A 25724-nucleotide genomic window follows, 5' to 3' on the forward strand; every position below is an offset into this window, starting at 1 on the left:
GATCCATGCCCGACTGCATCAACATATTGTCCGGGCGCCTGCGCCACTCATAGCGTCGGGCCAGGTCGGCATCCTGCCAATCGTCTCCCGCCGCCCCTAACAAGTCACTCCAGCAGGCCACATCCTTGAAGCCGAGGTTGACTCCCTGACCCGCCAGCGGGTTGATGGTGTGGGCGGCATCGCCCAGCAGTACCACACGGCCAGCGTGGTAATCATTGGCATGGCGACGAACCAGCGGGAAGCTCCCCTTGCCGGTCACCCTGAAACCGCCGAGCCGAGTCGGGAACGCTTGGCGCACCTCGGCGGCCAGGGTGTCGTTATCCATGGCCGACAGGGCGCGAATACGGGCCGGGCTGTCGTACCAGACCAGAGAGCCATGCTGGCCCGGCAGCGGCAGGAAGGCGCGCGGCCCGCTCGGGGTGAACTGCTGCCAGGTGATGTCTTCCTGGGCAAAATCGGTGTCGATATTGATCAGCATGCAGTGCTGGCGATACTCGAAGCGCGAGACCCCTATACCGGCGAGACGACGGGTGAGCGACTCGGCACCGTCGCAGGCGAGCACCCAGCTGGCCTGCAACTCGGTGCCATCATCGAGCAGCAAGGTAGCATGCTCGCTCCCCTGGCGCAGGCTCTGCACCGCCGCCGGAGTATGAGTCTGGATGTTCGCAAAATCCTCGATACGGCGCAGCAGAGCGAGCTGGATGAGGCGGTTCTCTATGATGTAACCGAGCTGAGGCAGGCCAAGCTCTTCGGCCGAGAACCGGGTCGCGCAACCCGCTTGCTCCCAGGTCTCCAATCGGCGATAGGGACACAGCCGCATCTGTTGCAGGTGCTGCCAGGCACCCGCCAGATCCAGCAGGGCGACCGAGGCCTGGCTGATGGCGGAGACTCGCAAGTCCAATGGCTGCTCTGGGCTGAACGGCGCGGGCAAGCGCGTCTCGATGAGTCGCACCGAGCGCCCCTGACTCGCCAGCAGACAGGCGATGGCGGCGCCCACCATGCCGGCGCCGACGATGATCACATCGGCGTCATTGGGCCGTTGGCTGGGGACATCTAACTTTGCAAACATGGGTGCTTCCTGAAAACGGGCGCCCAGAGGCGCGGCGCCGACCGACAAGGGGTGGGCTCTGTGGCAAAGGCTTGGCAACCGGCCAAACGTCGCGAGGGCCATGATACCCCAAGATGAAACAGCAAGCAGTGACCAGGCTCGCCAACGCCTGCCATGGGCTGGTCATCCATGATGGGTCTGTACAATAGCGCCAGGCCCGGCGCCAGCTGGATATTAACTAGTCAGCGTCCCTATTGCGGAGTAAAATGCTCGGTCCTCGGTCGTTTGACCCTGTCGATTACAAAAACTGTCAAGAGTAGCAATGAGCAAGAAACTTCACATCAAGACCTGGGGCTGCCAGATGAACGAGTATGACTCGTCCAAGATGGCTGACCTGTTGGACGCCAGCAATGGTTATCAGCTGACCGAGGAGCCTGAAGAGGCCGACGTCTTGCTGCTCAACACCTGTTCTATTCGTGAAAAAGCCCAAGAGAAGGTGTTTCACCAACTCGGCCGCTGGAAGAAGCTCAAGTTCAAGAGACCAGGGCTGGTGATTGGCGTGGGCGGCTGTGTCGCCTCTCAGGAAGGGGAAGCCTTGCGTCAGCGCGCCCCCTATGTCGATATCGTCTTCGGCCCCCAGACCCTGCATCGCCTGCCCGCCATGATCAAGCAGGTTCAGGAGGGTCGTGGTGCCCAGGTGGACATCGCCTTTCCCGAGATTGAAAAGTTCGACAACCTGCCCGAGCCGCGCGCCGAAGGGGCCAGTGCCTTCGTCTCCATCATGGAAGGCTGTTCCAAATACTGCTCCTTCTGCGTAGTGCCCTACACCCGCGGTGAAGAAGTGAGTCGGCCGCTGGACGATGTACTCTATGAGATTGCTCAGCTCGCCCAACAGGGTGTGCGCGAGGTAAATCTGCTCGGCCAGAACGTCAATGCCTACCGCGGCCCGACCTTCGATGACAGTCACTGCACCTTCGCCGAGCTGCTGCGACTGGTGGCCGCCATCGACGGCATCGACCGGATCCGCTACACCACCAGCCACCCGATCGAGTTCACCGACGACATCATCGAGGTCTACAAGGACACCCCGGAAGTGGTCAGCTTCCTGCATCTGCCGGTGCAAAGTGGCTCGGATCGCATCCTGACCATGATGAAGCGCCCGCACACAGTGCTGGAGTACAAGTCCAAGATCCGCCGCCTGCGCGCCGTCCGTCCCGACATCACCATGAGCTCCGACTTCATCGTCGGCTTCCCGAACGAGACGGACGAAGATTTCGAGGCCACCATGAAGCTTATCGAGGAGGTCAACTTCGACATGAGCTTCAGCTTCATCTACAGCCCGCGTCCCGGTACCCCGGCTGCCGACCTGCCGGATGATGTCGACATGGAAGTGAAAAAGGCCCGCCTCACCCGGCTGCAGAACCAGATCAATCACCAGTCCATGCTGATCGGTCGTGCCATGCTGGGCTCGGTGCAGCGCATCCTGGTGGAGGGTCCCTCCAAGATGGACCTCATGCAGCTCAGTGGCCGCACCGAGAACAACCGGGTGGTCAACTTCGAAGGTCCGCACCGCCTCATCGGCGGTTTCGCCGACGTGGAGATCACCGACGTACGCCCCTACTCCCTGCGCGGTCGCTTCATCCGTGGCGAGGACGAGATGAATCTGCGCATCGCCACCGCGCCGAGCGAAATACTGGCCCGTCGCCCCGACAACCTGCCCAATGAGCTTGGCGTTGCCGGTTTCACCCCCCACTGATTTCCTGCCCCATCCGTCTGCGGATGGGGAAATAGCTGAGACGAGGACACATTGAGCCGACACATCTCGACCCTGAATCTGCACCTGGAGCCCGCTGACAATCAGCGCCTCGCCAGCCTGTGCGGCCCCTTCGACGATAACCTCAAACAGCTCGAGCGCCGCCTTGGCCTCGAGATAAGTTATCGCGACAACCATTTCCAGTTGCTTGGCAAACAAGCTCAGGTGGATGCCGCAGCCGTCATTCTCAAGCACCTCTATGTGGAAACCCAGCCCCTCAAGGGCGGCAAGGTGACCGACATCACCCCCGAGATGATACATCTGGCGGTGCAGGAGTCCCGGGTGCTGGAACAAGAGGATGACGACTCCTCGAGTCCATCCTATGGCAAGGAGGTGACGGTCAAGACCAAACGCGGCCTCATCAAGCCACGCAGTCCGAACCAGGCGCAGTACATCAGCAACATAGTGCGCCACGACATCAGCTTCGGCATAGGCCCGGCCGGGACAGGCAAGACCTATCTGGCCGTGGCCGCCGCCGTGGATGCCCTGGAGCGTCAGGAGATCCGCCGCATCCTGCTGACCCGCCCGGCAGTGGAAGCGGGCGAGAAGCTTGGCTTCCTGCCTGGGGATCTCTCCCAGAAGGTTGATCCTTACTTGCGCCCGCTCTATGACGCCCTGTTCGAGATGCTGGGCTTTGAGCGCGTCGAGAAGCTGATGGAGCGCAATATCATCGAGGTGGCGCCGCTCGCCTATATGCGCGGCAGAACCTTGAACGACGCCTTTATCATCCTGGACGAGGCCCAGAACACCACTACTGAGCAGATGAAGATGTTCCTGACCCGCATCGGCTTCAACTCCAAGGCGGTGGTCACCGGCGACATCACTCAGGTGGACTTGCCACGCAGCACCAAATCCGGTCTGCGCCACGCGCTGGAAGTGCTGCAAGGGGTCGACGGCCTGTCGTTCAACTTCTTTGAATCCAAGGACGTGGTGCGCCACCCCGTGGTAGCCCGTATCGTGCAGGCCTATGAGGCATTCGACGCCGCGCAGGCCGAGTCCGCCTCTGCCAAACCCAATAGAGCCAACATCAGAGAAGAGAGTGCCCAATGAGCCTGACACTGGATCTGCAACTTGCCTCTGAGCAAGAGACGGGTTTGCCGAGTGCGGCCCAGCTGCAAGGCTGGCTAGAGGGCACCATCCTCGGCTTCCAGCCAGAAGCTGAAGTCACTGTTCGCATCGTCGATGAGGCCGAGAGCCAACAGCTCAACCACACCTATCGCGGCATGGAGAAGCCCACCAATGTGCTCTCCTTCCCGTTTGAAGCTCCACCAGGCATGGAACTGCCCCTGCTCGGCGATCTCGTCATCTGCCGCCAGGTGGTGGAACGCGAGGCCGCAGAACAGGGTAAAACCCTCGACGCCCACTGGGCCCATATGGTTGTGCATGGCAGTCTGCATCTGCTAGGTTATGACCATATCGATGATGAAGAGGCCGAGGAGATGGAGGGGCTTGAGCGCGAGATCATGGCCGAGCTCGGTTTCCCTGATCCTTACCACGACGATATACTCGGTGACGAGCATAACGGCGACTGACGTCAACCCGGTTGACGACGCAGGCCTTCGGGCCTGCCCTATTCGGGTCGCTGACCCTTTTAATGAGTAATCAAGAGACATCATGACCGACGATCACCCTAGTACCGGCTCGCCGAAGAAAACCTGGCTCGATAAACTCAGCCAACTCTTCCAGGGCGAGCCAAGAGACCGCAATGATTTGGTAGATGTGATTGCCGACGCCGAGGAGCGCGATCTCATCGACCAGGACACCAAGGACATGATTGAAGGCGTGCTAGAGATCGCCGAACTGCGAGTTCGCGATATCATGATCCCCCGCTCCCAGATGGTGACCATTGATAAATCCCAGTCCGTGGATGAACTGCTACCGGTCATCATAGAATCTGGTCACTCCCGTTTTCCGGTGATCAACGAAGACAAGGATCATGTGGAGGGCATCTTGCTCGCCAAGGATCTGCTGCCATTCGGTTTTGGCTCTCATCACGCCAGCGAGCCCCTGCAGCTCGAAAGCATTCTGCGCCCGACCGTGATAGTGCCCGAGAGCAAACGGGTCGACCGTCTGCTCAAAGAGTTCCGCGAAGAGCGCTATCACATGGCCATCGTCGTGGACGAGTTTGGCGGTGTCTCGGGTCTGGTGACCATAGAAGACATTCTCGAGCTCATCGTCGGCGAGATCGATGACGAATTCGACGATGATGACAACGAACCCGATGAGATCCGCCGCATCAGCAAACGGGTCTTCGCGGTCAGCGCCCTCACCGAGATAGAAGACTTCAACGACTATTTCGGCACCCAGTTCAGCGATGAAGAGGTGGATACGGTGGGCGGCCTGGTGATGCATGCGTTCAGTCACCTGCCCAAGAAGGGGGAAGAGATAGAGCTCGATGGCTATCTGTTCAAGGTAATGCACGCCGACCGTCGTCGTCTGCAGCAGTTGCAGGTCAGGATCCCCGAGCATCATATAGCGGCACAATCCGAGACTCAGTAACCCGGCCAGCTCTGCGCTGGTTGACTGCCAAACACGCCCCGCACTGCGGGGCGTTTTCGTGGATGAACCAGAAATGCCGAGTCCCCCGGGCTCGCCGTTAGCCGCCATTACGGGTTAAGATAGCGATCAACACAGTTACAGCCCAATTTGAGCCCCAATCACCCGTGAAATCAAAAATTCTGACCAGCTTGTGTGCCTTTGCCTGTGGCGCCCTCGCCGTGCTGGCCTTCTCTCCGTTCGGCTACTGGCCCGTGGTTGTCCCATCCCTGCTGGGCCTCTATGCCCTGCTGGACAAAGCCAGTCCCAAGCAAGCAGCCTGGCGCGCTTTTGGCTACGCCATGGGGATGTTCCTGCCGGGACAGTGGTGGATCCATGTCAGCATGACGGAGTTTGGGGGCATCCCCCTGCCAGCGGCCTTCCTGCTGCTGACCGGACTGGCGGCCTATCTGTCACTCTACCCGACCCTGGCCTGCTGGCTGTTCGCCCGATTTTTCACGGCTCGCCACTGGAGCCGCTGGCTGCTCGCCTTCCCGGCGCTCTGGCTCATTGCCGACTGGCTGCGCGGCTGGGTGATGACCGGCTACCCCTGGCTCTGGCTGGGCTATAGCCAGATCGATGGCCCCCTCAAGGGTTTCGCCCCCATCCTGGGGGTACAGGGCATCACCCTGGCGCTGTTGCTGTGCTCATCCGCACTCTGGTTGCTGTGGCAGAGCCGCAAACCGGCCTGGCTGCTACTGCCGGTTGCCCTGGTGGGCGCCGCTCAGGGGCTGATGCAGCTCAATTGGGTCACCCGGGGCGAGCCGGTCAAGGTGGCGCTGGTGCAAGGCAACATCGCCCAATCCCTCAAGTGGGATCCCGAGGCGCTGGTGCCCACCATTCGCACCTATCAGGATCTCAGCCGCGACAACCAGGATGCAGACATCATCATCTGGCCCGAGTCAGCCATTCCGGCCCTCGAGAAAGAGATGGGCAACTATCTGGAGAGCCTGGACAAGGCAATGAAGCTAAATGATACCGCCCTGCTGGCCGGTATCATCAACTACGACACCAGGCAGCAGCGCTTCTATAACGTAGTACTCGGCATGGGCGTACAGGATGCGGACGGCAAGCAGAGCTACCACTATGAGCATGAGAACCGCTTCAACAAGTATCACCTGTTGCCCATTGGTGAATATGTGCCATTCGAAGATTGGCTGCGCCCCATCGCTCCCTTCTTCAATCTGCCCATGTCCTCCTTCAGTCCCGGCGATGAAGTGCAACCCAATTTGATCGCCAAGGGGTTCAAGCTGGCGGCGGCCATCTGCTACGAGATCATCTTCCCGGAGGAGCTGCGCCGCACCGTACAACCGGATACCGACTTCCTGTTGACCGTCTCCAATGACGCCTGGTTTGGCAGCAGCATAGGCCCCTGGCAGCACATGGAGATTGCCCGCATGCGCGCTCTCGAGCTGGCTCGTCCGCTGCTGCGTGCGACCAACAACGGCATCACCATCACGACCGACATCGATGGCAGCATCACAGGTCAGATCCCTCAATTCGAAGCCAGGGTACTGCGCAGTGAAGTGCGTCCCGCCCATGGCCAGACGCCCTATCACCGATTTGGCAGCTGGCCCCTCTACGGTTTCTGCGCCCTGGGACTGCTGCTGGCCCTGGCGCTGAGACCCCGCGCCCACCCCTGGGCTCGTGAGTTGTGATCCAGCTAAAAGCGGTTCGATAAATAACAAGGCGCCCTTGGGCGCCTTGTTATTTTTTCGGGATAAACGGTTATCAGGGCGAGAGGGGCTCGCGATGAAACTCACTCGCCCCGCATTCCGGGCAAGGGCCGAGCTGTTCGGGGTGAAGAACCGTATGGCGCCATTCACAATCCTCGCACACCAGCACGCCGAGACCGACCCAGTCACCAACGCGATAAACCCCTTTGTGCTCCAGTTCGTCGGCCAGCTCCTGCCATTCAACCTGAGATCTGTCGGTCACGTCCGCCAGCCAGGACCAGACGGTATCTTTGAGCGCCAGCATAAAGGCCGACTCAGGCGCCTCGGCCCGTCCGGCCTCAAAGCTGCCCAGATCCCGCTTCACATACTCGGCGATCAGCGCCAGCTCATCCTGGGTCAAGTCGCCGGCAGCCTCCATATAGGCCTGCACCCTGGCAATCATGCGATTGAGGCGCTCGCCCTGAAAGGCTTCCGTCTCCTCCCACTGTTGCTTGAGTTGGGCGATGAAGGCCTCATAACCTTTTCGACGTTTGTCCATGGCATTACTCCTCTCTCAATGACGGATGGGTGCTTTGCCCGACTGGCGACCCGGGACGCTGACGGTTGTTGCCGTCGCAGGATCTAGGTATCCTAATGCGATTGTCTAAACGCATATTTTATGATGCGATTTCCCAGCCGATTTATCTACCCATTTCACAGATCCGGATGTCACCAAATGCAAGAGCAATACGTTCCCCAGTCCATAGAACCAGCAGTGCAACAGCACTGGGATGCCAAGAAAACCTTCAAGGCAGTGGAGAAAGTAGACAAAGAGAAATTCTACTGCCTCTCCATGTTCCCTTATCCGTCTGGTCGTCTACACATGGGGCACGTGCGAAACTACACCATAGGTGATGTGATCTCTCGTTATCAACGGCTCAATGGCAAGAACGTGCTGCAACCCATTGGTTGGGATGCTTTCGGTCTGCCCGCCGAGAACGCCGCCATCAAGAACAACACGGCGCCGGCTCCCTGGACCTACGAAAACATCGAATACATGAAGAAGCAGCTCAAAATGCTGGGGCTGGGCTATGACTGGGATCGTGAGCTGGCGACCTGCAAGCCGGATTACTACCGCTGGGAACAGTGGTTCTTCACCAAGCTGTATGAAAAGGGTCTGGTCTACAAGAAGACCTCTTCGGTCAACTGGTGCCCGAACGATCAGACGGTACTGGCCAACGAGCAGGTGATCGACAACTGCTGCTGGCGCTGTGATACCCCGGTGGAGCAGAAAGAGATCCCCCAGTGGTTCATCAAGATCACCGACTATGCCCAGGAGCTGCTGGACGATATAGACAACCTGGATGGCTGGCCCGAAATGGTCAAGACCATGCAGCGCAACTGGATTGGCCGCTCCGAAGGGGTCAACATGACCTTCCAGGTCGCGGATCAGGATGCCTCCTTCGACATCTACACCACCCGTCCCGACACCCTCATGGGGGTGACTTACGTTGGTATCGCAGCCGGTCACCCGCTGGCCCTGCAAGCGGCCGAGACCAACCCGGCCCTGGCCGCCTTCATCGAGGAGTGCAAACACACCAAGGTGGCCGAAGCCGACATGGCGACCATGGAGAAGAAAGGCATGGCCACCGGCCTCTACGCCATTCACCCGCTGGATGGCCGCAAGGTGCCGGTCTGGGTCGCCAACTTCGTGCTGATGAACTATGGCACAGGCGCCGTCATGGCGGTCCCCGGCCACGATCTGCGTGACCATGAGTTCGCCACCAAATATGACCTCGACATCAAGGCGGTGATCAAGCCTGCCGATGGCGAGGTGGACGTGATCGCCGCGGCCTACACCGACAAGGGCGTGCTGTTCAATTCCGGCGAGTTCGACGGGCTCGAGTTCCAGGCCGCCTTCGATACCATCTCCAACAAGCTCGAAGCGATCGGCAAAGGCAAACGCACCGTCAACTTCCGCCTGCGCGACTGGGGTGTCTCCCGTCAGCGTTACTGGGGTGCCCCCATCCCGATGTTGACCCTGGCCGATGGCACTGTGGTGCCGACCCCGGAAGATCAACTGCCGGTACTGCTGCCGGAAGACGTGGTAATGGACGGCATCCAGAGCCCCATCAAGGCCGATGCCGACTGGGCAAAGACCACCTATAACGGTCAGGAAGCCTTCCGCGAGACGGATACCTTCGACACCTTCATGGAGTCCTCCTGGTACTATGCCCGCTACTGCTCCCCTGACTACGACAAGGGCATGCTGGATCCGGCGGCCGCCAACCACTGGCTGCCGGTGGATCAGTACATCGGCGGTATCGAACACGCCTGTATGCACCTGCTCTACGCCCGCTTCTTCCACAAGCTGCTGCGTGATGCAGGCCTGGTCAACAGCAGTGAGCCGTTCAAGCGCCTGCTCTGCCAAGGCATGGTGCTGGCTGACGCCTTTTACTACAAGGACGAGAAGGGCGGCAACGTCTGGGTCAGCCCGACCGAGGTCAAGCTCGAGCGTGATGAGAAGGGCCGTATCACCAAGGCGGTGGATCTGGAAGGCCGCGAAGTGATCCACTCCGGCATGACCAAGATGTCCAAATCCAAGAACAACGGCATCGATCCCCAACTGATGGTCGAGCGTTATGGCGCCGATACCGTCCGTCTGTTCATGATGTTCGCTTCCCCTGCCGACATGACTCTTGAGTGGTCCGATTCGGGCGTGGAGGGAGCCCAGCGCTTCCTGCGTCGTCTGTGGCGCATTACCTTCGAGCACGTCTCCGCTGGCGCCGTGCCCGCGCTGGATCTGGCCGCCCTGACCAACGAGCAGAAGGCCGTTCGCCGCGAGCTGCACAAGACCATTGCCAAGGTGAGCGACGACGTGGGTCGCCGTCAGACCTTCAACACCGCGATCGCCGCCATCATGGAGCTGATGAACAACCTGGCCAAGCTGGGTTCGGATGCGCAAGACCGCGCCCTGATGCAAGAAGCGCTGGAAGCCGTGGTGGTGATGCTCTCCCCCATCACCCCGCACATCGGCTTCGAACTGTGGAAGATGCTGGGCAAGGGTGACGACGTGGACCACGCCGTCTGGCCTGTCGCCGACGACGCGGCCATGGTCGAGACCGAGAAGCTGGTAGTCGTGCAGATCAACGGCAAGATGCGCGGCAAGCTGACCGTGCCCGCCGACATCAGCCAGGCCGACATTGAGCGCCAAGCCATGAATGATGCCAGCGTGCAGAAGTTCATCGACGGCCTGACGGTACGCAAGATTGTCTATATCCCGGGCAAGCTGCTCAACATAGTCGCGAACTGATTAAGCCGGCATCCTTCCAGATGCCATCACCGGGTGCAAGGCCACAAGGCCGCGCACCCTCGTATAATCAAAGGAGGCGGCTCGCCGGTGCGCGCCGCCTCCTTGTTGGAGAGGACATTCCATGGGTTCGCCCCTCATTCGCTGGATCAGCATACTGTTGACCACACTGTTGCTTTCGGCCTGCGGCTTTCAGATGCGCGGTCAGGCCATCCCCCCCGAGCTGATGACCATGAAGGTGGTCGGTGATACCAAGAGCGATCTCTATCGCCTGGTCACCACCCGCCTCAAGGCATCAGGGGTCAAGCTGGAGGACAAGGAGGGCATTCCCGTACTGACCCTCGGCGGCGTCGGTAACAGCAGCGAGGTCGCCTCGGTCGATGCCCTCGGTCAGGACAGAGAGTATGTGCTTGGTTACAGCACCAGCTTTACCGTCTCCATGCCGGGCCAACCGACCCAGATTTTCCCCATCACCTTCAACCGCAGCTTCTTGAACAAACCGGACGCGGCCCTTGCCTCATCCCGTGAGCAGGAGCAGCTCGGCAAGGAGATGCAGGAACAGGCTGCCAGCCTCATCGTACGTCAGTTGAGTCAGGTCAAGTTCTGATGAGAGTATCCTGATGAGAATTTACCCCGAGCAGTTTGCGGACCACCTCAAGGCAGGGCTCAGGCCCTGCTATCTCGTCTTTGGCGACGAGCCGCTGCTCGAGAAAGAGCGGGCCATCTACCTTGCGTTCTCCTCCCTCAACCAGGCCAGGTGCTGATGCGGATCTACCCTGAACAATTCGCGGACCACCTCAAGGTGGGGCTCAGGCCCTGCTATCTCGTCTTTGGCGAGGAGCCGCTGCTCAAACAGGAGGCCATCGACAGCATCCGCCTGCAATCACGCAAGCTGGGTTTCGATGAGCGCCACAGTTTTGTGGTTGAGCCTGGTCTCGACTGGAATCAGATCTATGACGCCTGTCAGGCCATGAGCCTCTTCTCTGCCCGCCAGCTCATCGAGTTGGAACTGCCTCCCAAGGTCGACAAGGATCTGGCTGCCCGCATCAGCGAAATAGGCAAACAGTTGCATCCCGATCTGCTGCTGGTACTGAGCGGCACTCGACTCAACCAGACCCAGATGAAAGCAGCCTGGTTTGACAAGCTTTACCAGATTGGTACCTATGTACCGGTCAACCATCCTGAGCCACGCTTTTTCCCTCGCTGGATGGCGGCCCGCTTTCAGAAATTCGGCCTCAAGGCCTTGCCCGACGCCATCAACTTCATGTGCCATGCCTATGAGGGCAACCTGCTGGCCGCCAGTCAGGAGATAGAGAAGCTGACCCTGCTGGATCCCCCCCTGCCGATCAGCGTTCCCTATCTGCAAGAGACCATCATACGCCACGCCCACTTCACGCCGTTCCAGCTGATCGATACCCTGCTGGAAGGCAAGGTGAACCGGGCCCAGCGCATCTTGCAGGCTCTGCGCGCCGAAGGTACCGAGCCCGGCATGCTCGCCTGGACCCTGACTCGCGAGCTGGAGCAACTCACCGAGCTGTCGCTCGCCATGCGCAGTGGCCACCCCCTGGGGGAACACTTCTCCCGCCTGCGTATTTGGCAAAGCCGCCAACAGCTTATCCAGCAGGCGTTGACCCGCCTGCCCTTTGCCAAGTTGCAACAGCTCTGGCAATTGATGGGCCAGCTCGACGATGCGCTGCGCCATTTCGAGACACAGCGCGCCTGGCTGCTGCTGCAGACCCTGGCCTTGGGATTTCGCGATGGTACGCCGCTGCCACTGCCAGAGGCAGCCGCATGCTAAGCAAACCGATCGGCCTGCTCGGCGGCACCTTCGATCCCATTCACATCGGCCACCTGCGCCCAGCCATCGAGGCGCAGCAGGCGCTATCACTGGCCGAGATCAGGCTCATTCCGAACCATATCCCGCCCCATCGCGCCAACCCGCGCTGTTCGAGCGAACAGCGCCTGGCCATGGTCAGGCTGGCGGCGACAGAAAACCCGGGATTTGTGGTCGATGAGCGGGAGCTGGCCAAGAACAGTCCCTCCTACACCATAGAGACGCTGATGGCACTGCGAGAAGAGTTGCCCGATACGCCACTCTGCTTTCTGATGGGCATGGATTCCCTGCTCGGCCTGTCAGGCTGGCATCGCTGGCAAGAGCTGCTCGATTACGCCCATTTGGTAGTGAGCTGTCGCCCGGGTTGGCAGCCGGACTATCCCGCCCCGGTGACCGAGCTGCTGGCCCACCATCAGACGAGGGATGCCGAGGCGCTGCACCTGCGTCTGGCCGGTCATATCTGGCTGGCAGATAACCTGCCCATAGATCTCTCTGCCACGGCACTGCGGAACTTGCTGGCCAAGGGGCAAGATCCCCGCTATCTGTTGCCAGCCTCTGTCGCGCACTATATTGATCAACAAGGGCTCTATCGCACCGATGCGAAGATCCCCCTTGCTTCCCCTGCCCAGCCTGGTAGGAAATGAAGCCACCCATGATATAATCCGCCGCCCCATGCCCACGCAGGCCGCGCCGGTTCCAGAGGAGAAACACTATTGCAAGAGCAACAACTGCACGCCTTCATCATCGACAAGATCGATGACATGAAGGGCCGCGACATCGTTACCCTGGATGTGCGCGGTCAATCCACCATCACGGATGCCCTGATCATCTGCTCCGGCAACTCCAGCCGTCACGTCTGTGCCATCGCCAGCAATCTGGCGAGCGAGGCTCGCCATGCCAAGCTCAACCTGCTTAGCGTGGAAGGGCAACAGACCGGTGAGTGGGTGCTGGTCGATTTGGGCTCCGTCATAGTGCATGTGATGCAAGACGAGTATCGCGACTTCTATCAACTGGAGAAACTCTGGGGCAGTGCTCCGGTACAAGCCTGATCCCCATGAAGATTCAGTTGATTGCCGTGGGCACCAAGATGCCCGCCTGGGTCGAGCACGGCTTCCAGGAATACCGTCGCCGCTTTCCCAAAGATATGCCGTTTGAGCTGGTCGAGATAAGCGCAGGAAAACGCGGCAAGAATGCCGACATCCCCCGCATCCTGCAAAAGGAGGGGGAAGCTATGCTGGCCGCCGCGGGCCGCTCGCGCCTCGTCACCCTGGATATTCCCGGCAAGCCCTGGACCACGGAGCAGCTGGCAGGCCAGCTGGAAGCCTGGAAGCTGGATGGCCGCGATGTCGCCCTGCTGGTGGGGGGCCCCGAGGGGCTCTCCCCCGAATGCAAAGCCGCTGCCGAGCAGAGCTGGTCCCTCTCGCCACTCACCCTGCCCCACCCTCTGGTGCGGGTCTTGGTGGCCGAGAGCCTTTACCGGGCCTGGAGCATCACTACCAACCACCCCTATCACAGGGAATAGCGCTTTATGTTCTCGCTCCCCCCCAAGGTTGAGGCATCCCCATGCTGAAACAACGCATCGAGATGCGCGATCACAGCGCTGAGGGCAACCTCTTCTTTCGTCGCACTCTAGTCGCCTATCTGGGCATGGTCGCGCTGATGCTGGTGCTGCTCGGCAATCTCTACTACCTGCAAGTAGAATCGTTCGACACCTACCAGACCCGTTCCAATGACAACCGGATCCGGGTTGTGCCGGTGGCACCGCCCCGGGGCCTCATCTATGACACCAATGGCGTGCTCTTGGCGGAGAACCGCCCTGTCTACAGTTTGGAAATCGTTCCGGAAGAAGCCGGGGACATCGACAAGATGGCCGACGATCTCATCGCCCTGCTGGGACTACCGGAAGGCACCAAGGAGAAGTTCCTGGCCGAGGTCAAACGTCAGCGCCGCTTCAAGCCTGTCTCCCTCTATGAGAAGTTGACCGAGAAGCAGGTTGCTGTCTTTTCCGTTGACCAGCATAACTACCCGGGGGCCAGCATAGAGGCCTACCTGAAACGTTATTACCCATTTGGCGATACTCTCACCCATGCCCTGGGCTATGTGGCCAAGATAAATACCCGGGATGTGGAGCGCCTCGATAAAGAGGACAAGCTCGCCAACTACGCGGCCACCAAAGACATTGGCAAGCAGGGGGTGGAGAAGTTCTACGAGGATCAGCTGCACGGGGTCGCCGGCTATCAGGAGGTCGAGGTCAACAACCGGGGCCGGGTAGTCCGTACCCTCAAATTCCAGGCCCCCCAGCCCGGCAAGGATATCTACCTCAATATCGACATCCGCCTGCAACTGAAGGCCCAGCAACTGCTGGACGGTCGCCGGGGCGCCATCGTCATGATGGATCCCAAGACTGGCGCCATCCTGGCCATGGAGTCGAGCCCCAGCTACGACCCCAACCTGTTCGTGACCGGGATCTCCACCACCAACTACTCGGGCCTGCTCAACGATCCGGCCCGCCCTCTGGTTAACCGCACGACCCAGGGGATCTATGCCCCCGCCTCCACCGTCAAGCCGTTGATGTCGGTGATGGGGCTGAACGAAGGGGCTATCACCCCCCAATACCGCTACTTTGGCGGGCCCAGCTTCTCCATTCCTGGCACCACCAAGAAGTTCCGTGACTGGCGCCGCTGGGGCCATGGCTGGCTCGACGTCTATCGCGCCATCGAGGTATCGGCGGATACCTACTTCTACGATCTCGCCTACCGGGTCGGCATCGACAAGATCCACGAGTACATGACTCACTTCGGTTTCGGTCAGTACAGTGGCGTCGATCTCTACGAAGAGACCCGCGGGGTCATGCCCTCCCGTGACTGGAAAATGTCCCGCTGGCGCCAGCCCTGGTATCAGGGTGACACCATCTCCATCGGGATCGGCCAGGGCTACTGGAGTTCAACGCCCATCCAACTCGCCAAGGCGATCAGCATTCTGACCCAGAATGGTCATGATGTGACCCCGCATCTGCTCAAGAGCACCGTCTCCCTCGATGGCACTGTACCCGCGTCCATCAATCCGAATGTGGCGCTCAAGGTGAAAAACGACAGCTACTGGCAGGTCGCCAGGGATGGTATGTGGCGCGTCATCAACGGTCATGAAGGTACCGGGCGCCGCGCCTTTGCCAACACCCCTTATGTGGCGGCGGGCAAGTCAGGGACGGCCCAGGTGGTCGGCCTGAAAGAGAACCAGGTCTATAACGCAGCCACCACCAAGGTGGAGCACCGCGACAATGCCCTGTTTGTCTCCTTCGCCCCCTTCGATGCCCCCAAGGCAGTGGTGGCCCTGGTGCTGGAAAACGCCGGTGGCGGCAGTGCCGTGGCAGCCCCCGTTGCCCGCCACATGCTCGATGCCTATCTGCTGCCTCCCGATCCCGAGCTGCCCCCGGCCCCGGTTAAAGCTGCACTAGCCAAACCGACCGATGCCAACGTCACAAAGGTAAAGCCCCATGAGTAACTCGGCCCGCCACAACAGCATCTGGTACCGGCTGCATATCGATTTGCCCCTGCTGATCGGTCTGCTCTGTATCATGGCCCTCTCCATGGTGGTGCTCTACTCCGCCTCGGGTCAGGACATGGATTCCATCGTGCGCCAACTGGTGCGCGGCGGCCTCGCCTTCGTGCTGATGCTGGCCCTGGCCCAGTTGCCACCGACCCTCTACGCCCGCTGGGCCATCCCCGTGTTCGTGGTGGTGGTACTGATGCTGATCGCGGTCGACGTGTTTGGCCATATCGGCAAGGGGGCACAACGCTGGCTGGATCTCGGCTTCATGAAGTTCCAGCCCTCGGAGGTGATGAAGGTCTCCATGCCGATCATGGTGGCGACCTGGCTCAGCCGCCATTCGCTGCCCCCCAAGCTCAGCCACGTGGTGATCGCCCTCATCATGGTGCTGTTGCCGACCCTGCTGATCGCGGCCCAGCCCGATCTGGGCACCTCCATCCTGGTGGCGGCCTCCGGCTTCTTCGTCATCTTCCTGGCGGGGATAAGTTGGTGGCTGATCGGCCTGGCCGTGCTGCTGGCCGCGGCCTTCATGCCGGTGCTCTGGTTCTTCCTGATGCATGACTACCAGCGCCAGCGGGTGTTGATGCTGCTCGATCCGGAGAAAGACCCCCTTGGGCGCGGTTACCACATCATCCAGTCCAAGATCGCCATCGGCTCCGGCGGCGTCTTTGGCAAGGGGTGGCTGCAAGGCACCCAATCCCAGCTGGAATTTCTGCCAGAACGCCATACCGACTTCATCTTCGCGGTCTTTAGCGAGGAGTTCGGCCTGGCCGGCGTCGCCCTGCTGCTCGCGCTCTACCTCTATATCATCAGCCGCTGCCTCTACATCTCGATGCAGGCTCAAAGCAGCTTCGAACGCCTGCTCGGCGGCGCCCTGACCCTCACCTTCTTCGTCTATGTGTTCGTCAACATGGGCATGGTGAGCGGCATATTGCCGGTGGTCGGCGTGCCTCTGCCCCTGGTGAGTTACGGCGGCACCTCCATGGTGACCCTGATGGCCGGCTTCGGCATCCTGATGTCCATTCAGACTCACAGAAGGCTGCTGGCCTGATGAGATGGATATATTCTGCCGGTGGTCGGCGTGCCTCTGCCCCTGGTGAGTTACGGCGGCACCTCCATGGTGACCTTGATGGCCGGCTTCGGCATCCTGATGTCCATTCAGACGCACCGGCGGTTGCTGGCCTGATGCTGCGCCGCGCCACCCTCTCGCTGTTGCTGGCCGCAGCCTTGCCAGCCATGGCGGAGCCCATCGCCACTGCGGCACCGAGCACGGCTACCCTCACCAGGCTGGCCGAACGTCAGGCCGTTCCTCTGGACCAATTGCAGGCCGCCGCCGGGGCAGCACGGCTCAATCCCGAGATACTGGCATTAATGCAGCGTCCCTGGGAGGCCAAGCCCTGGTATCAATACAGGCCCCTGTTTGTCACCGAACAACGCATTCAGGCCGGCGTGCGCTTCTGGCAGGAAAACAGCGAACTGCTGAACCGGGCGGAGCAGACCTACAGAGTCCCCGCTGCCCTTATCACCGCCATCCTGGGAGTAGAAACGGCCTACGGTAAGCAGATGGGTCGCCACGGGGTGCTCGATAGCCTCTATACCCTGGGCTTCTACTATCCGGAGCGGGCCGACTTCTTCGCCAAGGAGTTTGCCCAGTTGGTACTGCTCGGCCAGGAGGAGGGACTCCCCCTCCGGGCCCTCAAGGGCTCCTACGCAGGCGCCATGGGCATGGGTCAGTTCATGCCCTCCAGCTACCGCCACTATGCCGTGGACTTTGATGGTGATGGCAAACGGGATCTTTTCAATAACAAGGCCGATGCCATCGGCAGCGTGGCCAACTATTTTGCCGAGCATGGCTGGCGCTGGCATGAGCCGGTGGTCGAACCCGCCAAGGCGACCATGCCGGTTCCTGACTCCCTGATAGGCAAGGCCCCAGAGCCGACCCTGACATGGCAGACCCTGTCTGATGCCGGACTGCGCCTCGCCACGCCACCTGACGCCAAGACCAAGGTCCGCTTGCTGGCCCTTGACCAGGCAGATGGCCCCGGTTACTGGGTCGCCCGCCACAATTTTTACGTGATCAATCGCTACAACCGCAGCCCCTTGTACGGCATGGCGGTCTATCAACTCAGCCAAGCCATCCAGGATGCCTATGCAGCACAACAGACTCCTCACCCTCAGCCTGACCTTGTTGCTGGCGGCCTGTAGCAGCCAACCCGAACAGCCGACGGCACCCCCGGAGCCCCCGGTGCAGGTGGAAAAACCCCCTGTCATCGAGTTCCCCCAGGCCACTGGCGCCATACCGCGCCATGAGCCCCTGAGCGCGAGCGGCAACCGCGACTACTGGATAGGCAAGCAGAAATATCAAGTGTGGCGGGACATAAAGAATTACAGCGAGGAGGGCTCCGCCAGCTGGCTGGACAAGGCGCTCGACGGCAACAAGACCGCCAACGGCGACATCATGGACAGCAGCCAGTTCAGTGCGGCCCACCGCAATCTGCCGCTACCAAGCTATGTGCGAGTCACCAACCTGGACAATGGCCGAGAGACCATAGTGCGGGTCAACGACCGTGGTCCCTTCACGCAATCGCGACTCATCGACCTCTCCCATGCCGCAGCTCACCAACTAGGCATGGTCGACCATGGCTCGGCGCGAGTCAGGCTGGATCTCATCACCGACACCCCGGATCAGCAGATTGAGATGATCCCCGACATCCCCATGACGGACACGCGCCCGAACCAGGGGCAGGCGTTGATTGCGCCAGCAGCCGCAGCGCCAGCCAAGGTTGCCCCCGTCCCCGCCAAGGCCGCGGTGGCGCCGACCACAGCTGCGGTGAAAAACCCACCGCCGGCCAGCAAGCCTGCCGCGGCGCCCGCCAGCAGCGGTAAACGGATGCAGGTGCTCGCCAGCGGCTCAAAAGAGCGAGCCGAGAGTCTGGCGGCCAGTCTCGGCACACAATTTGGGGTATCCCACCAGGTTGAGGCCGCCGGCCAGGTCTATCGCGTCTTGCTGGGCCCCATCTCTTCGGCGCAGCAAACCCAGCTGTTGCAGCAGGTGCGCAGTCAGGGATTCGAGCAAGCCTTCTTCGTACCCTGAATCCGGATGACTCAGAGCGGGCCGCCTGCGGCCCGTCCCATGCCGCAACCCCTACCGTCACAGGCTTAGGCCAGTGCGAGACGCGCCTGATTACGACGCGCAGCCCAGCCGATATGGCTAAAAAATCCCTGCCAATTGGCACACTGGACTATAACCGCTGCTCGCTTCTGGTATAGTTAGCCCCGCTTTTTCATTTACATTTACTAGGGGTCACACCCGACCAGGCCCGCAGGAATTTTCACGATGTCCAAATTTTCTCATTCAGTTATCCTCGCCGCCCTGATCAGCGCAACCGCCCAGGCCAATACACCAACACCAGATGCGCTGCCCACGCCGAACAGCATGCCAGTGGTAGTGCCCGCCGCGCCGACTATCTCGGCCAAGGCCCACATCCTGATCGACTACGCAAGCGGTCAAATCCTCGCCGAGGAGAATGCCGAGGAGCGTCTCCCACCCGCCAGTCTGACCAAGATGATGACCTCCTACATCATTGGTCAGGAGCTGCTCAAGGGGAACATCAAGCGTACCGACATGGTGACCATCAGCCAGAACGCCTGGTCCAAAAACTACTCCGACTCCTCCAAGATGTTCATCGAAGTCGGCAAGCAGGTTTCGGTCGATGATCTCAACAAGGGCATCATCATCCAGTCCGGTAACGACGCCTGTGTCGCCATGGCAGAATTCCTGGCAGGCAGCACGGACTCCTTCGCCAGTCTGATGAACACCTGGTCCGCCAAGCTCGGTATGAACGACAGCCACTTCATGAACCCCCATGGCCTGGATGCCGAGGGTCACTACAGTACCGCCCACGACATGGCGCGTCTGGGCCAGGCCTTGATCCGCGACCTGCCCGAGGAGTACAAGATCTACTCCCAGAAGTCATTCGTGTTCAACGGTATCACCCAGCACAACCGCAACCGCCTGCTGTGGGATCAATCCCTGCAGGTCGATGGTATCAAGACAGGCCACGTCAGCCAGGTCGGCTACAACCTGGTCTCCTCCGCCACCAACAATGAAGGCATGCGTCTCATCGCCGTGGTGTTCGGTGCCAGCAGCGAAGCCTCCCGCGCCGCCGAAAGCAAGAAGCTGCTCACCTATGGCTTCCGCTTCTTCCAAAGCTCGACCCCCTACAAAGCGGGCACCGAACTGGTCAGCCAGAAGATCTGGATGGGTGACAAGCCGGAAGTGAAACTGGGTGTGGACCAGGACGTCTCCGTGGTGGTGACCCGCGGTCAGGCCAGCAACCTGAAAGCGGACTTCCAACTCGACAGCGAACTCAAGGCGCCGCTGGCCAAGGGACAAAAGGTCGGTACCGTCTTCCTCAAGCAGGGTGACAAAGAGATCAAGCAAGTTCCCCTGGTTGCCCTGGAAGATGTGCAAGAGGGTGGTCTGATGAGCCGTCTGTGGGACTATGTTGTCCTGCTGGTGACCAGCTGGTTCAAGTAACGCTTGGGCAAGCTGGCCGGCTGGGGGAAGTCGTGACCCTGCGGGCCATCGGCTAACTCGAGTGATCCCAGGGTAAAATGTTGTCAAGTAACGGCGCCATCAGGCGCCGTTACTGTCTCGCTGGCAGCCGCCAGCGAATAACCCTGCAATCTGCAGGTTCCGCCGCCCCGGGATTTGTGGTAAAAAGCAGCACCTCCATGTCTTGTCGCACGAAACCGGGTCTTGATCCCGGTCTGGGCCATGCCCATATAGACTTGTACTGGCGGCCTTCTAGGCCAAGGGCAATGAGCTACATGAGAGCGTCATCCCTGATGACACAAAAGGTGAGTTAATGAATACCAAATTTGATGAACTGCTGGAGTTTCCCTGCAAGTTCCCCTTCAAGGTACTGGGTGTGGCCGATCCCGCCCTGCCGGATCAGGTTGTCAAAGTGCTGCAGCAGCATGCGCCGGGCACTTACAGTCCAGTCGTCCAACCCAGCTCCAAAGGCAATTATCACTCGGTCCGGGTAACCGTTACCGCCCAGAGCAAAGAACATGTCGAAGCCATGTATACCGCCTTGGGTAACATAGAGCTGGTTCGCTACGTTCTGTAACCTCATAGCTTCGTCGCCCTCAGAGGGCGACGAATTTTTTGTCGTGCCCTGCCCGTGAGGAAACCATGTCCAGCCCAGCACAACGTCACCTGCTGATCAGACACCTGGGTCGCAGCCCCTATCAGGCCGTGTGGGACGCCATGAAGGCGTTTACCGACGGTCGCGATGGCGACACCGCGGACGAGTTCTGGTTGGTGGAGCATGAGCCCGTCTACACCCAGGGACAGGCTGGCAAGGCCGAGCATCTGCTCGCCCCCGGCGACATTCCTGTAGTACAGAGCGATCGTGGCGGTCAGGTGACCTATCATGGCCCCGGCCAGCTGGTACTCTACGTACTGGTGGACGTGCGCCGCTGCAAGCTCTCGGTGCGCGAGCTGGTGACCGCCCTGGAGCAGGCCATCGTCTCGACCCTGGCCTTAAGCGATATCAACGCCTATGCCAAAGCGGATGCCCCCGGTGTCTATGTGCAGCAAGCCGGTCTCGAGGCCAAAATCGCCTCCCTGGGGCTGCGCATTCGGCGCGGCTGCTCCTTCCATGGGCTGGCCCTCAACGTCAACATGGACATGAGCCCCTTCCTGCGTATCAACCCTTGCGGCTATGCGGGCATGCCGATGACCCAAACCAGTGCCCTGGGTGGCCCTGCGAGCGTTGCCGAAGCGGCTGTACCGCTTATCAGCGCCCTGGCCAACCTTATCGGCTATCAGACAATCACCCATGTCGAGCAAGCATCATGAGCAATTTCGTGCCGTGCGGCGCTGCGAACATGAAGATGTCCCCTACGGCCATCAACCTGACAGTAACAAACACCGAGAGTGAATCATGAGCAAACCAGTTCGTATGGAGCCGGGCGTCAAGCTGCGCGATGGCGACAAGATGGCCCTGATCCCGGTGAAATTCATGCCGGATCCCACCGAAGAAGTGCTGCGTAAACCGGACTGGATGCGCATCAAGTTGCCGCCGTCGAGCCAGAAGATCGAGCATATCAAGAGCACGCTGCGCAAAAACAAGCTGCACTCTGTATGCGAAGAGGCTTCCTGCCCCAATCTGGCCGAATGTTTCAACCACGGCACTGCCACCTTCATGATCATGGGTGCCATCTGTACTCGTCGCTGCCCCTTCTGCGACGTGGCCCATGGCCGCCCGCTGGCGCTGGATCCCGACGAGCCGCACAAGCTGGCCCTCACCATCAAGGAGATGGGGCTGAAATACGTGGTCATCACCTCGGTGGACCGCGACGATCTGCGTGACGGCGGTGCCCAGCACTTCGCCGACTGCATCAAGCAGATCCGCGAGCACAGCCCCCAGACCCGCATCGAGATCCTGACCCCGGACTTCCGTGGCCGGATGGAACAGGCCCTGGATGTGTTCCGCGAGACGCCGCCGGACGTGTTCAACCACAACCTGGAAACCGCGCCGCGCATGTACCGTGTCGCCCGCCCCGGTGCCGACTACAAGTGGTCCCTCGAGCTGCTGCGCCGCATCAAGGAGATGCACCCCCATGTACCGACCAAGTCCGGCGTCATGATGGGCCTGGGCGAAACCAACGAAGAGATCGTCCAGGTACTCAAGGACTTGCGCGAGCACGGCGTCAACATGCTGACCCTGGGTCAGTATCTGCAACCGAGCCGCCACCACCTGCCGGTGAAGCGCTACGTGCCGCCCGCAGAGTTTGATGAGCTCAAGGATGTCGCCATGGAGCTGGGCTTCTCCCACGCCGCATGTGGTCCTTTCGTGCGTTCCTCTTATCACGCAGACTTGCAAGCCAAGGGCGAAGAGGTCAAATAACCACCTCGTCTTTCACACGTACTTGCCACCAAAAAGAGCGCCTCATGGCGCTCTTTTTATATCGGTATATCAGGACTGTAATAAGCTGAGCGCCATTTTGGGTCGGCTGTTGGCTTGGCTCAAAATGGCAGAGCTGGCTTGCTGTAGGAGCTGGGTTCGCGCCAGATAAGCAGACTCTCTTGCCATGTCTGCATCACGGATCCGTGAACGAGCAGCACTAAGATTTTCGCTGGCATTGCCCAAATTTCGCACCCTGGAATCCAACGCATTGGCTTGGGCACCAAGCCCTGAGTGCTGGACACCAAGCTGTTTCATGCCAGCATCCAGTGTTTTGATAGCCCGCTCTGCATTACTGTGACTGAGAACATCAATGTTATCAACGGTGAACATCTGCTTGTCTTGCGGATAAAACCCTAGCGCAGCTAGCGAACTCCCTTCCATATCTATATTGGAATATTGATCACCTGATGAATACAACTCCAATTGGCCCACATAGGTTGTGGTATTCACATCTTTGAGCAGACTCGTCAGAGAGCTGCTGAAACTGACAGGAGGGGCTGGCGGAGGTGGATGGGTAGGTTCGTTTGAACCATTTCCAAGCGTAAGGCTCTTTCCTGCCGTGCTAGAGATAGTCAGCCAGTTGTTGGAAGGAAAATTTGTTATGGTTCCGCTCACAGAAAAGTTCAGCCCTGCTGAACTTGCCGCCGTATTAATACGCGATATAACCGTTGACATGACAGTTGAATTTTTCGTTGTTGGATTAGTCGCACTCCAACCTGTCATGTCAATATCCGTAAGATCCACTGTTGTCCCGGCAATGTCGATATAAGAGGGTAATGCGGATAGATCGACGGAAGACTTGACGGAGAAAGCTTGCTGCTGCGCCTCTACCGGGCCCTGATTATTCGGGAACTGGGTTGCGTTGATGTCGGTGACAAACTCTTCCATGGTTGAATAATTTTTGTCAAAGGTAACGCCATTGAGAGTGATGGGCTGAGTCGCGAGTTGCAAGCCTGCAATGCTGTAGGCTCCCGGTAAGCTTCCGGCGGGGCTTCGTGCCAGCCACCCCATTTCCCCCAGATTTTTGGTTTGTGCATTTAAATCTGTAATAACGGTATTCTGACCAGCATATGCTCCGATTGAAAACAGCCCCTTATATGTTCCCGCTAGCAGTCCCTGACCAGCAAACGTTGTTTCAGATGCAATTCGGTCCATTTCCAGACGTAATTGGTGAAACTCTTTATTCAACGCAATGCGGTCCTCTGCCGTATTGGCTCCACTTCCTGATTGCAATGCCAATGTGCGCATGCGCTGCATCAAGCCTACGGATTCATCAAGAGCCCCATCAGCAACACCGATCACGGATATCGCGTCATTGGCGTTGCGAATTGCAGTGTTGTTGCCATTGATTTCGCTAGTAAGACGGTTGCTGATCTGTAAGCCCGCAGCATCATCCGAGGCACTGTTAATGCGGATGCCAGACGAAAGTCGCTTGAATACATGATCTAAGTTCGAAGAGGCAGTATTAAGATGCCGCAGGGCATTCGTTGCGGAAAAGTTAGTACTAACGATCATGGCGAGCGCAGTCTCTCATCGGGATTCAATTTGGTCTAACCCAATTATCTACATAACCAAATGAATCTTTAGATGAGATTCAGTACTTAATCCAATGCCATGAAAATCATCCCAACATCAATGCGGGTGCCATCCTAGCGAGGCTGGTACTGTATGAAACGATTAGCTCCCAGTCTGACCCTGCCGCCATTATGGGGATGAACATGACCCCCACCAGGGCTCAGTGAGGGCCTCGTACTTGTTGCTGCAACTCAAGCAGTCCCCGCACCTCGGCCAGGCGACGTCGGGTCAAGGCGATGCGCTCTGCCTTGCCAATCCCCTCCCCCGTCAACAAGCTGGCCAGACAGTGTTCATAGAGGGGGCCATTCAGGCGCCAGCTTTGGCACTGTGCACCTTGAGTCACGATGAGCAGCTCCTCGTTGCCACGGCGATCCAGGCTAATTTGCCGGCCATCTGCCAGAGAGACCCGGATCCCCTTCTGTCCCCCGGCAGGACCGGCATACTTGTCGAGCCAGATATGGATAGGTATGGCCCCCAGGGAGCCGAACAGCTCGGATCGCCCTTCGGCACTGTGCAGATCGCCTCGGGCTATGGCCACTCCCAGCCGATCCGTCATCCCCCTGACTCTCAGTTGCAAGGTTTCCTCCATGCCAAGCGCAGCCACCAGCTCTCTGGCCTGAGTCAGCACATGGGTACCTATGTCGAGAATGACGCCATCTGGATGACGCAGCTCGCGGCGATCCGCCTCTCCTGTGGCAAAGTTGAGGGCGATGGGATGCCCCTGATCGTCCCTGCCACTGACTTCTTGCAGATAGCCCTCCAGCAGCACGAGCCGGGCACCGGTGAAGTCTGGGAGATCTGCCTGCGCCGGATCCTCGGCCTGCCAGTGTGCATCAAGCTGCCCCAATAACAGTTGCTGGATACCGCGACGCGCCATCCAGTGATCCAGGGCCAGCACCCGCCCGGCATAGGCAGGATCGGCCAGCAGCGCCTCTACTTGTCCAAGCTGAGCCAGATGGGCTACCAGGGGTTTTTCCACTACCAATAGCGGTATTGCGCTAGCCAGGGCGGCCTGCAGGGTCTGCAGATGAAGGAGAGAAGGGGTGGTGATAAACAGCAGATCCAGCGGCTTGGCCAGCAAGGCATCGAGGCTCGCCAAGCCATGGATGCCCGCCAGTTGCCGGTCGGGATCGAGATCATGACCCCAGATCTCGAGGTCCGCTATAGCTAGCCGTGTGAGGGCGGGTAGATAGGCCGTTTCCACTACGGCGCCCAAGCCTACGAATCCAATCCGCATGTACAACTCTCTCGATAAATAGCATCAATCTAGCGCCACTCAGCGCAACCAGGCCTGATCCAGCGCAATTAATCGCCAGCACTGGCTGGCGGCAATACTCAGGCTTTCCATCAGAGTCTGATGCGCGGCAACGCCCCACGCATTCCAGTCCGCCCAGGCAAGGGCTATCATGCGAACTCCCCGCCGCATTC

The 25724-nt window shown here is 59.7% G+C and carries 23 protein-coding genes and 2 pseudogenes; 20 read left to right on the plus strand and 5 right to left on the minus strand.

The window, feature by feature from the left end:
* A partial coding sequence (locus G113_RS04975) for an FAD-dependent monooxygenase (protein ID WP_005894604.1) occupies positions 1 to 1069 on the minus strand: 1069 nt, incomplete at its 3' end.
* 301 nt (positions 1070 to 1370) lie between these two features.
* On the opposite strand from G113_RS04975, the gene miaB reads away from it, so the two are divergent.
* The 5 genes from miaB (at position 1371) to lnt (ending at position 7054) form a co-directional block, all read left to right on the plus strand.
* Positions 1371 to 2804 (plus strand): tRNA (N6-isopentenyl adenosine(37)-C2)-methylthiotransferase MiaB, encoded by a 1434-nt coding sequence (gene miaB, locus G113_RS04980; RefSeq protein ID WP_005894607.1) that lies wholly within the window; start codon positions 1371 to 1373, stop codon positions 2802 to 2804.
* A 51-nt stretch (positions 2805 to 2855) separates the two neighbouring features.
* A complete protein-coding gene (locus G113_RS04985; RefSeq protein WP_005894609.1) occupies positions 2856 to 3911 on the plus strand; it encodes a PhoH family protein in 1056 nt (351 codons plus the stop codon).
* Entirely contained in the window at positions 3908 to 4393 is a 486-nt protein-coding gene (ybeY, locus tag G113_RS04990; protein ID WP_005894612.1) for an rRNA maturation RNase YbeY, read from the plus strand. The genes G113_RS04985 and ybeY overlap by 4 nt, the downstream gene beginning before the upstream one ends.
* Positions 4394 to 4475: 82 nt before the next feature.
* Complete coding sequence (gene corC, locus G113_RS04995; RefSeq protein WP_005894615.1) at positions 4476 to 5360, plus strand: CNNM family magnesium/cobalt transport protein CorC; 885 nt, start codon at positions 4476 to 4478, stop codon at positions 5358 to 5360.
* A gap of 164 nt (positions 5361 to 5524) precedes the next feature.
* Positions 5525 to 7054 (plus strand): apolipoprotein N-acyltransferase, encoded by a 1530-nt coding sequence (lnt, locus tag G113_RS05000; protein WP_040318921.1) that lies wholly within the window; start codon positions 5525 to 5527, stop codon positions 7052 to 7054.
* A 73-nt stretch (positions 7055 to 7127) separates the two neighbouring features.
* On the opposite strand, the gene G113_RS05005 is transcribed toward lnt, so the two are convergent.
* Complete coding sequence (locus G113_RS05005; RefSeq protein WP_005894621.1) at positions 7128 to 7610, minus strand: zinc ribbon-containing protein; 483 nt, start codon at positions 7608 to 7610, stop codon at positions 7128 to 7130.
* Positions 7611 to 7787: 177 nt separating this feature from the next.
* Here G113_RS05005 and leuS point away from each other — a divergent pair, with 177 nt between their 5' ends.
* From leuS to lipA, 15 genes and pseudogenes are all read left to right on the plus strand, one after another.
* A complete protein-coding gene (gene leuS, locus G113_RS05010; protein ID WP_005894625.1) occupies positions 7788 to 10364 on the plus strand; it encodes a leucine--tRNA ligase in 2577 nt (858 codons plus the stop codon).
* Between the two features lie 121 nt (positions 10365 to 10485).
* Positions 10486 to 10968, plus strand: a complete 483-nt coding sequence (locus tag G113_RS05015) for an LPS-assembly lipoprotein LptE (protein WP_005894628.1) — start codon at positions 10486 to 10488, stop codon at positions 10966 to 10968.
* Between the two features lie 13 nt (positions 10969 to 10981).
* A pseudogene (locus tag G113_RS22150) lies at positions 10982 to 11077 on the plus strand (DNA polymerase III subunit delta); the annotation flags it as partial.
* A gap of 47 nt (positions 11078 to 11124) precedes the next feature.
* Complete coding sequence (gene holA, locus G113_RS05025) at positions 11125 to 12159, plus strand: DNA polymerase III subunit delta (RefSeq protein WP_005894633.1); 1035 nt, start codon at positions 11125 to 11127, stop codon at positions 12157 to 12159.
* Positions 12153 to 12839 carry a nicotinate-nucleotide adenylyltransferase gene (gene nadD / locus G113_RS05030; protein ID WP_005894636.1) on the plus strand — a complete coding sequence of 229 codons (687 nt, stop codon included), beginning with the start codon at positions 12153 to 12155 and terminating at the stop codon, positions 12837 to 12839. The genes holA and nadD overlap by 7 nt, the downstream gene beginning before the upstream one ends.
* 69 nt (positions 12840 to 12908) lie before the next feature.
* Positions 12909 to 13244 (plus strand): ribosome silencing factor, encoded by a 336-nt coding sequence (gene rsfS / locus G113_RS05035; protein WP_005894639.1) that lies wholly within the window; start codon positions 12909 to 12911, stop codon positions 13242 to 13244.
* A 5-nt stretch (positions 13245 to 13249) separates the two neighbouring features.
* Entirely contained in the window at positions 13250 to 13717 is a 468-nt protein-coding gene (rlmH, locus tag G113_RS05040; protein WP_005894642.1) for a 23S rRNA (pseudouridine(1915)-N(3))-methyltransferase RlmH, read from the plus strand.
* Between the two features lie 41 nt (positions 13718 to 13758).
* Positions 13759 to 15696, plus strand: coding sequence for a penicillin-binding protein 2 (mrdA, locus tag G113_RS05045; protein WP_005894644.1), 1938 nt, complete (start codon positions 13759 to 13761; stop codon positions 15694 to 15696).
* A pseudogene (rodA, locus tag G113_RS05050) lies at positions 15689 to 16927 on the plus strand (rod shape-determining protein RodA). The gene mrdA and the pseudogene rodA overlap by 8 nt, the downstream one beginning before the upstream one ends.
* Before the next feature lie 23 nt (positions 16928 to 16950).
* A complete protein-coding gene (mltB, locus tag G113_RS05055; RefSeq protein WP_407919097.1) occupies positions 16951 to 17946 on the plus strand; it encodes a lytic murein transglycosylase B in 996 nt (331 codons plus the stop codon).
* Positions 17885 to 18835, plus strand: coding sequence for a septal ring lytic transglycosylase RlpA family protein (locus tag G113_RS05060; RefSeq protein WP_040318922.1), 951 nt, complete (start codon positions 17885 to 17887; stop codon positions 18833 to 18835). The genes mltB and G113_RS05060 overlap by 62 nt, the downstream gene beginning before the upstream one ends.
* A 243-nt stretch (positions 18836 to 19078) precedes the next feature.
* Positions 19079 to 20281 (plus strand): D-alanyl-D-alanine carboxypeptidase family protein, encoded by a 1203-nt coding sequence (locus tag G113_RS05065; RefSeq protein WP_005894660.1) that lies wholly within the window; start codon positions 19079 to 19081, stop codon positions 20279 to 20281.
* 331 nt (positions 20282 to 20612) lie between these two features.
* Positions 20613 to 20876: a DUF493 family protein YbeD gene (gene ybeD, locus G113_RS05070; protein WP_005894662.1), complete on the plus strand. Its 264-nt coding sequence runs from the start codon at positions 20613 to 20615 to the stop codon at positions 20874 to 20876.
* Between the two features lie 65 nt (positions 20877 to 20941).
* On the plus strand, positions 20942 to 21610 hold the full coding sequence (gene lipB, locus G113_RS05075; protein ID WP_005894665.1) for a lipoyl(octanoyl) transferase LipB: 669 nt from the start codon (positions 20942 to 20944) through the stop codon (positions 21608 to 21610).
* Between the two features lie 85 nt (positions 21611 to 21695).
* A complete protein-coding gene (gene lipA / locus G113_RS05080) occupies positions 21696 to 22661 on the plus strand; it encodes a lipoyl synthase (protein WP_005894668.1) in 966 nt (321 codons plus the stop codon).
* A 69-nt stretch (positions 22662 to 22730) separates the two neighbouring features.
* Here lipA and G113_RS05085 read toward each other — a convergent pair whose 3' ends face one another.
* The 3 genes from G113_RS05085 to G113_RS21960 all read right to left on the minus strand — a co-directional run bounded on the left by G113_RS05085 (position 22731) and on the right by G113_RS21960 (position 25704).
* Complete coding sequence (locus G113_RS05085) at positions 22731 to 24236, minus strand: flagellin N-terminal helical domain-containing protein (RefSeq protein WP_005894671.1); 1506 nt, start codon at positions 24234 to 24236, stop codon at positions 22731 to 22733.
* A 220-nt stretch (positions 24237 to 24456) separates the two neighbouring features.
* Positions 24457 to 25533 carry a Gfo/Idh/MocA family oxidoreductase gene (locus tag G113_RS05090; protein ID WP_005894673.1) on the minus strand — a complete coding sequence of 359 codons (1077 nt, stop codon included), beginning with the start codon at positions 25531 to 25533 and terminating at the stop codon, positions 24457 to 24459.
* Between the two features lie 39 nt (positions 25534 to 25572).
* Positions 25573 to 25704, minus strand: coding sequence for a hypothetical protein (locus G113_RS21960; RefSeq protein WP_269077624.1), 132 nt, complete (start codon positions 25702 to 25704; stop codon positions 25573 to 25575).
* Positions 25705 to 25724 lie beyond the last annotated feature (20 nt).

It is taken from the genome of Aeromonas molluscorum 848 (assembly GCF_000388115.1).
Taxonomy (GTDB): Bacteria; Pseudomonadota; Gammaproteobacteria; order Enterobacterales; family Aeromonadaceae; genus Aeromonas; species Aeromonas molluscorum.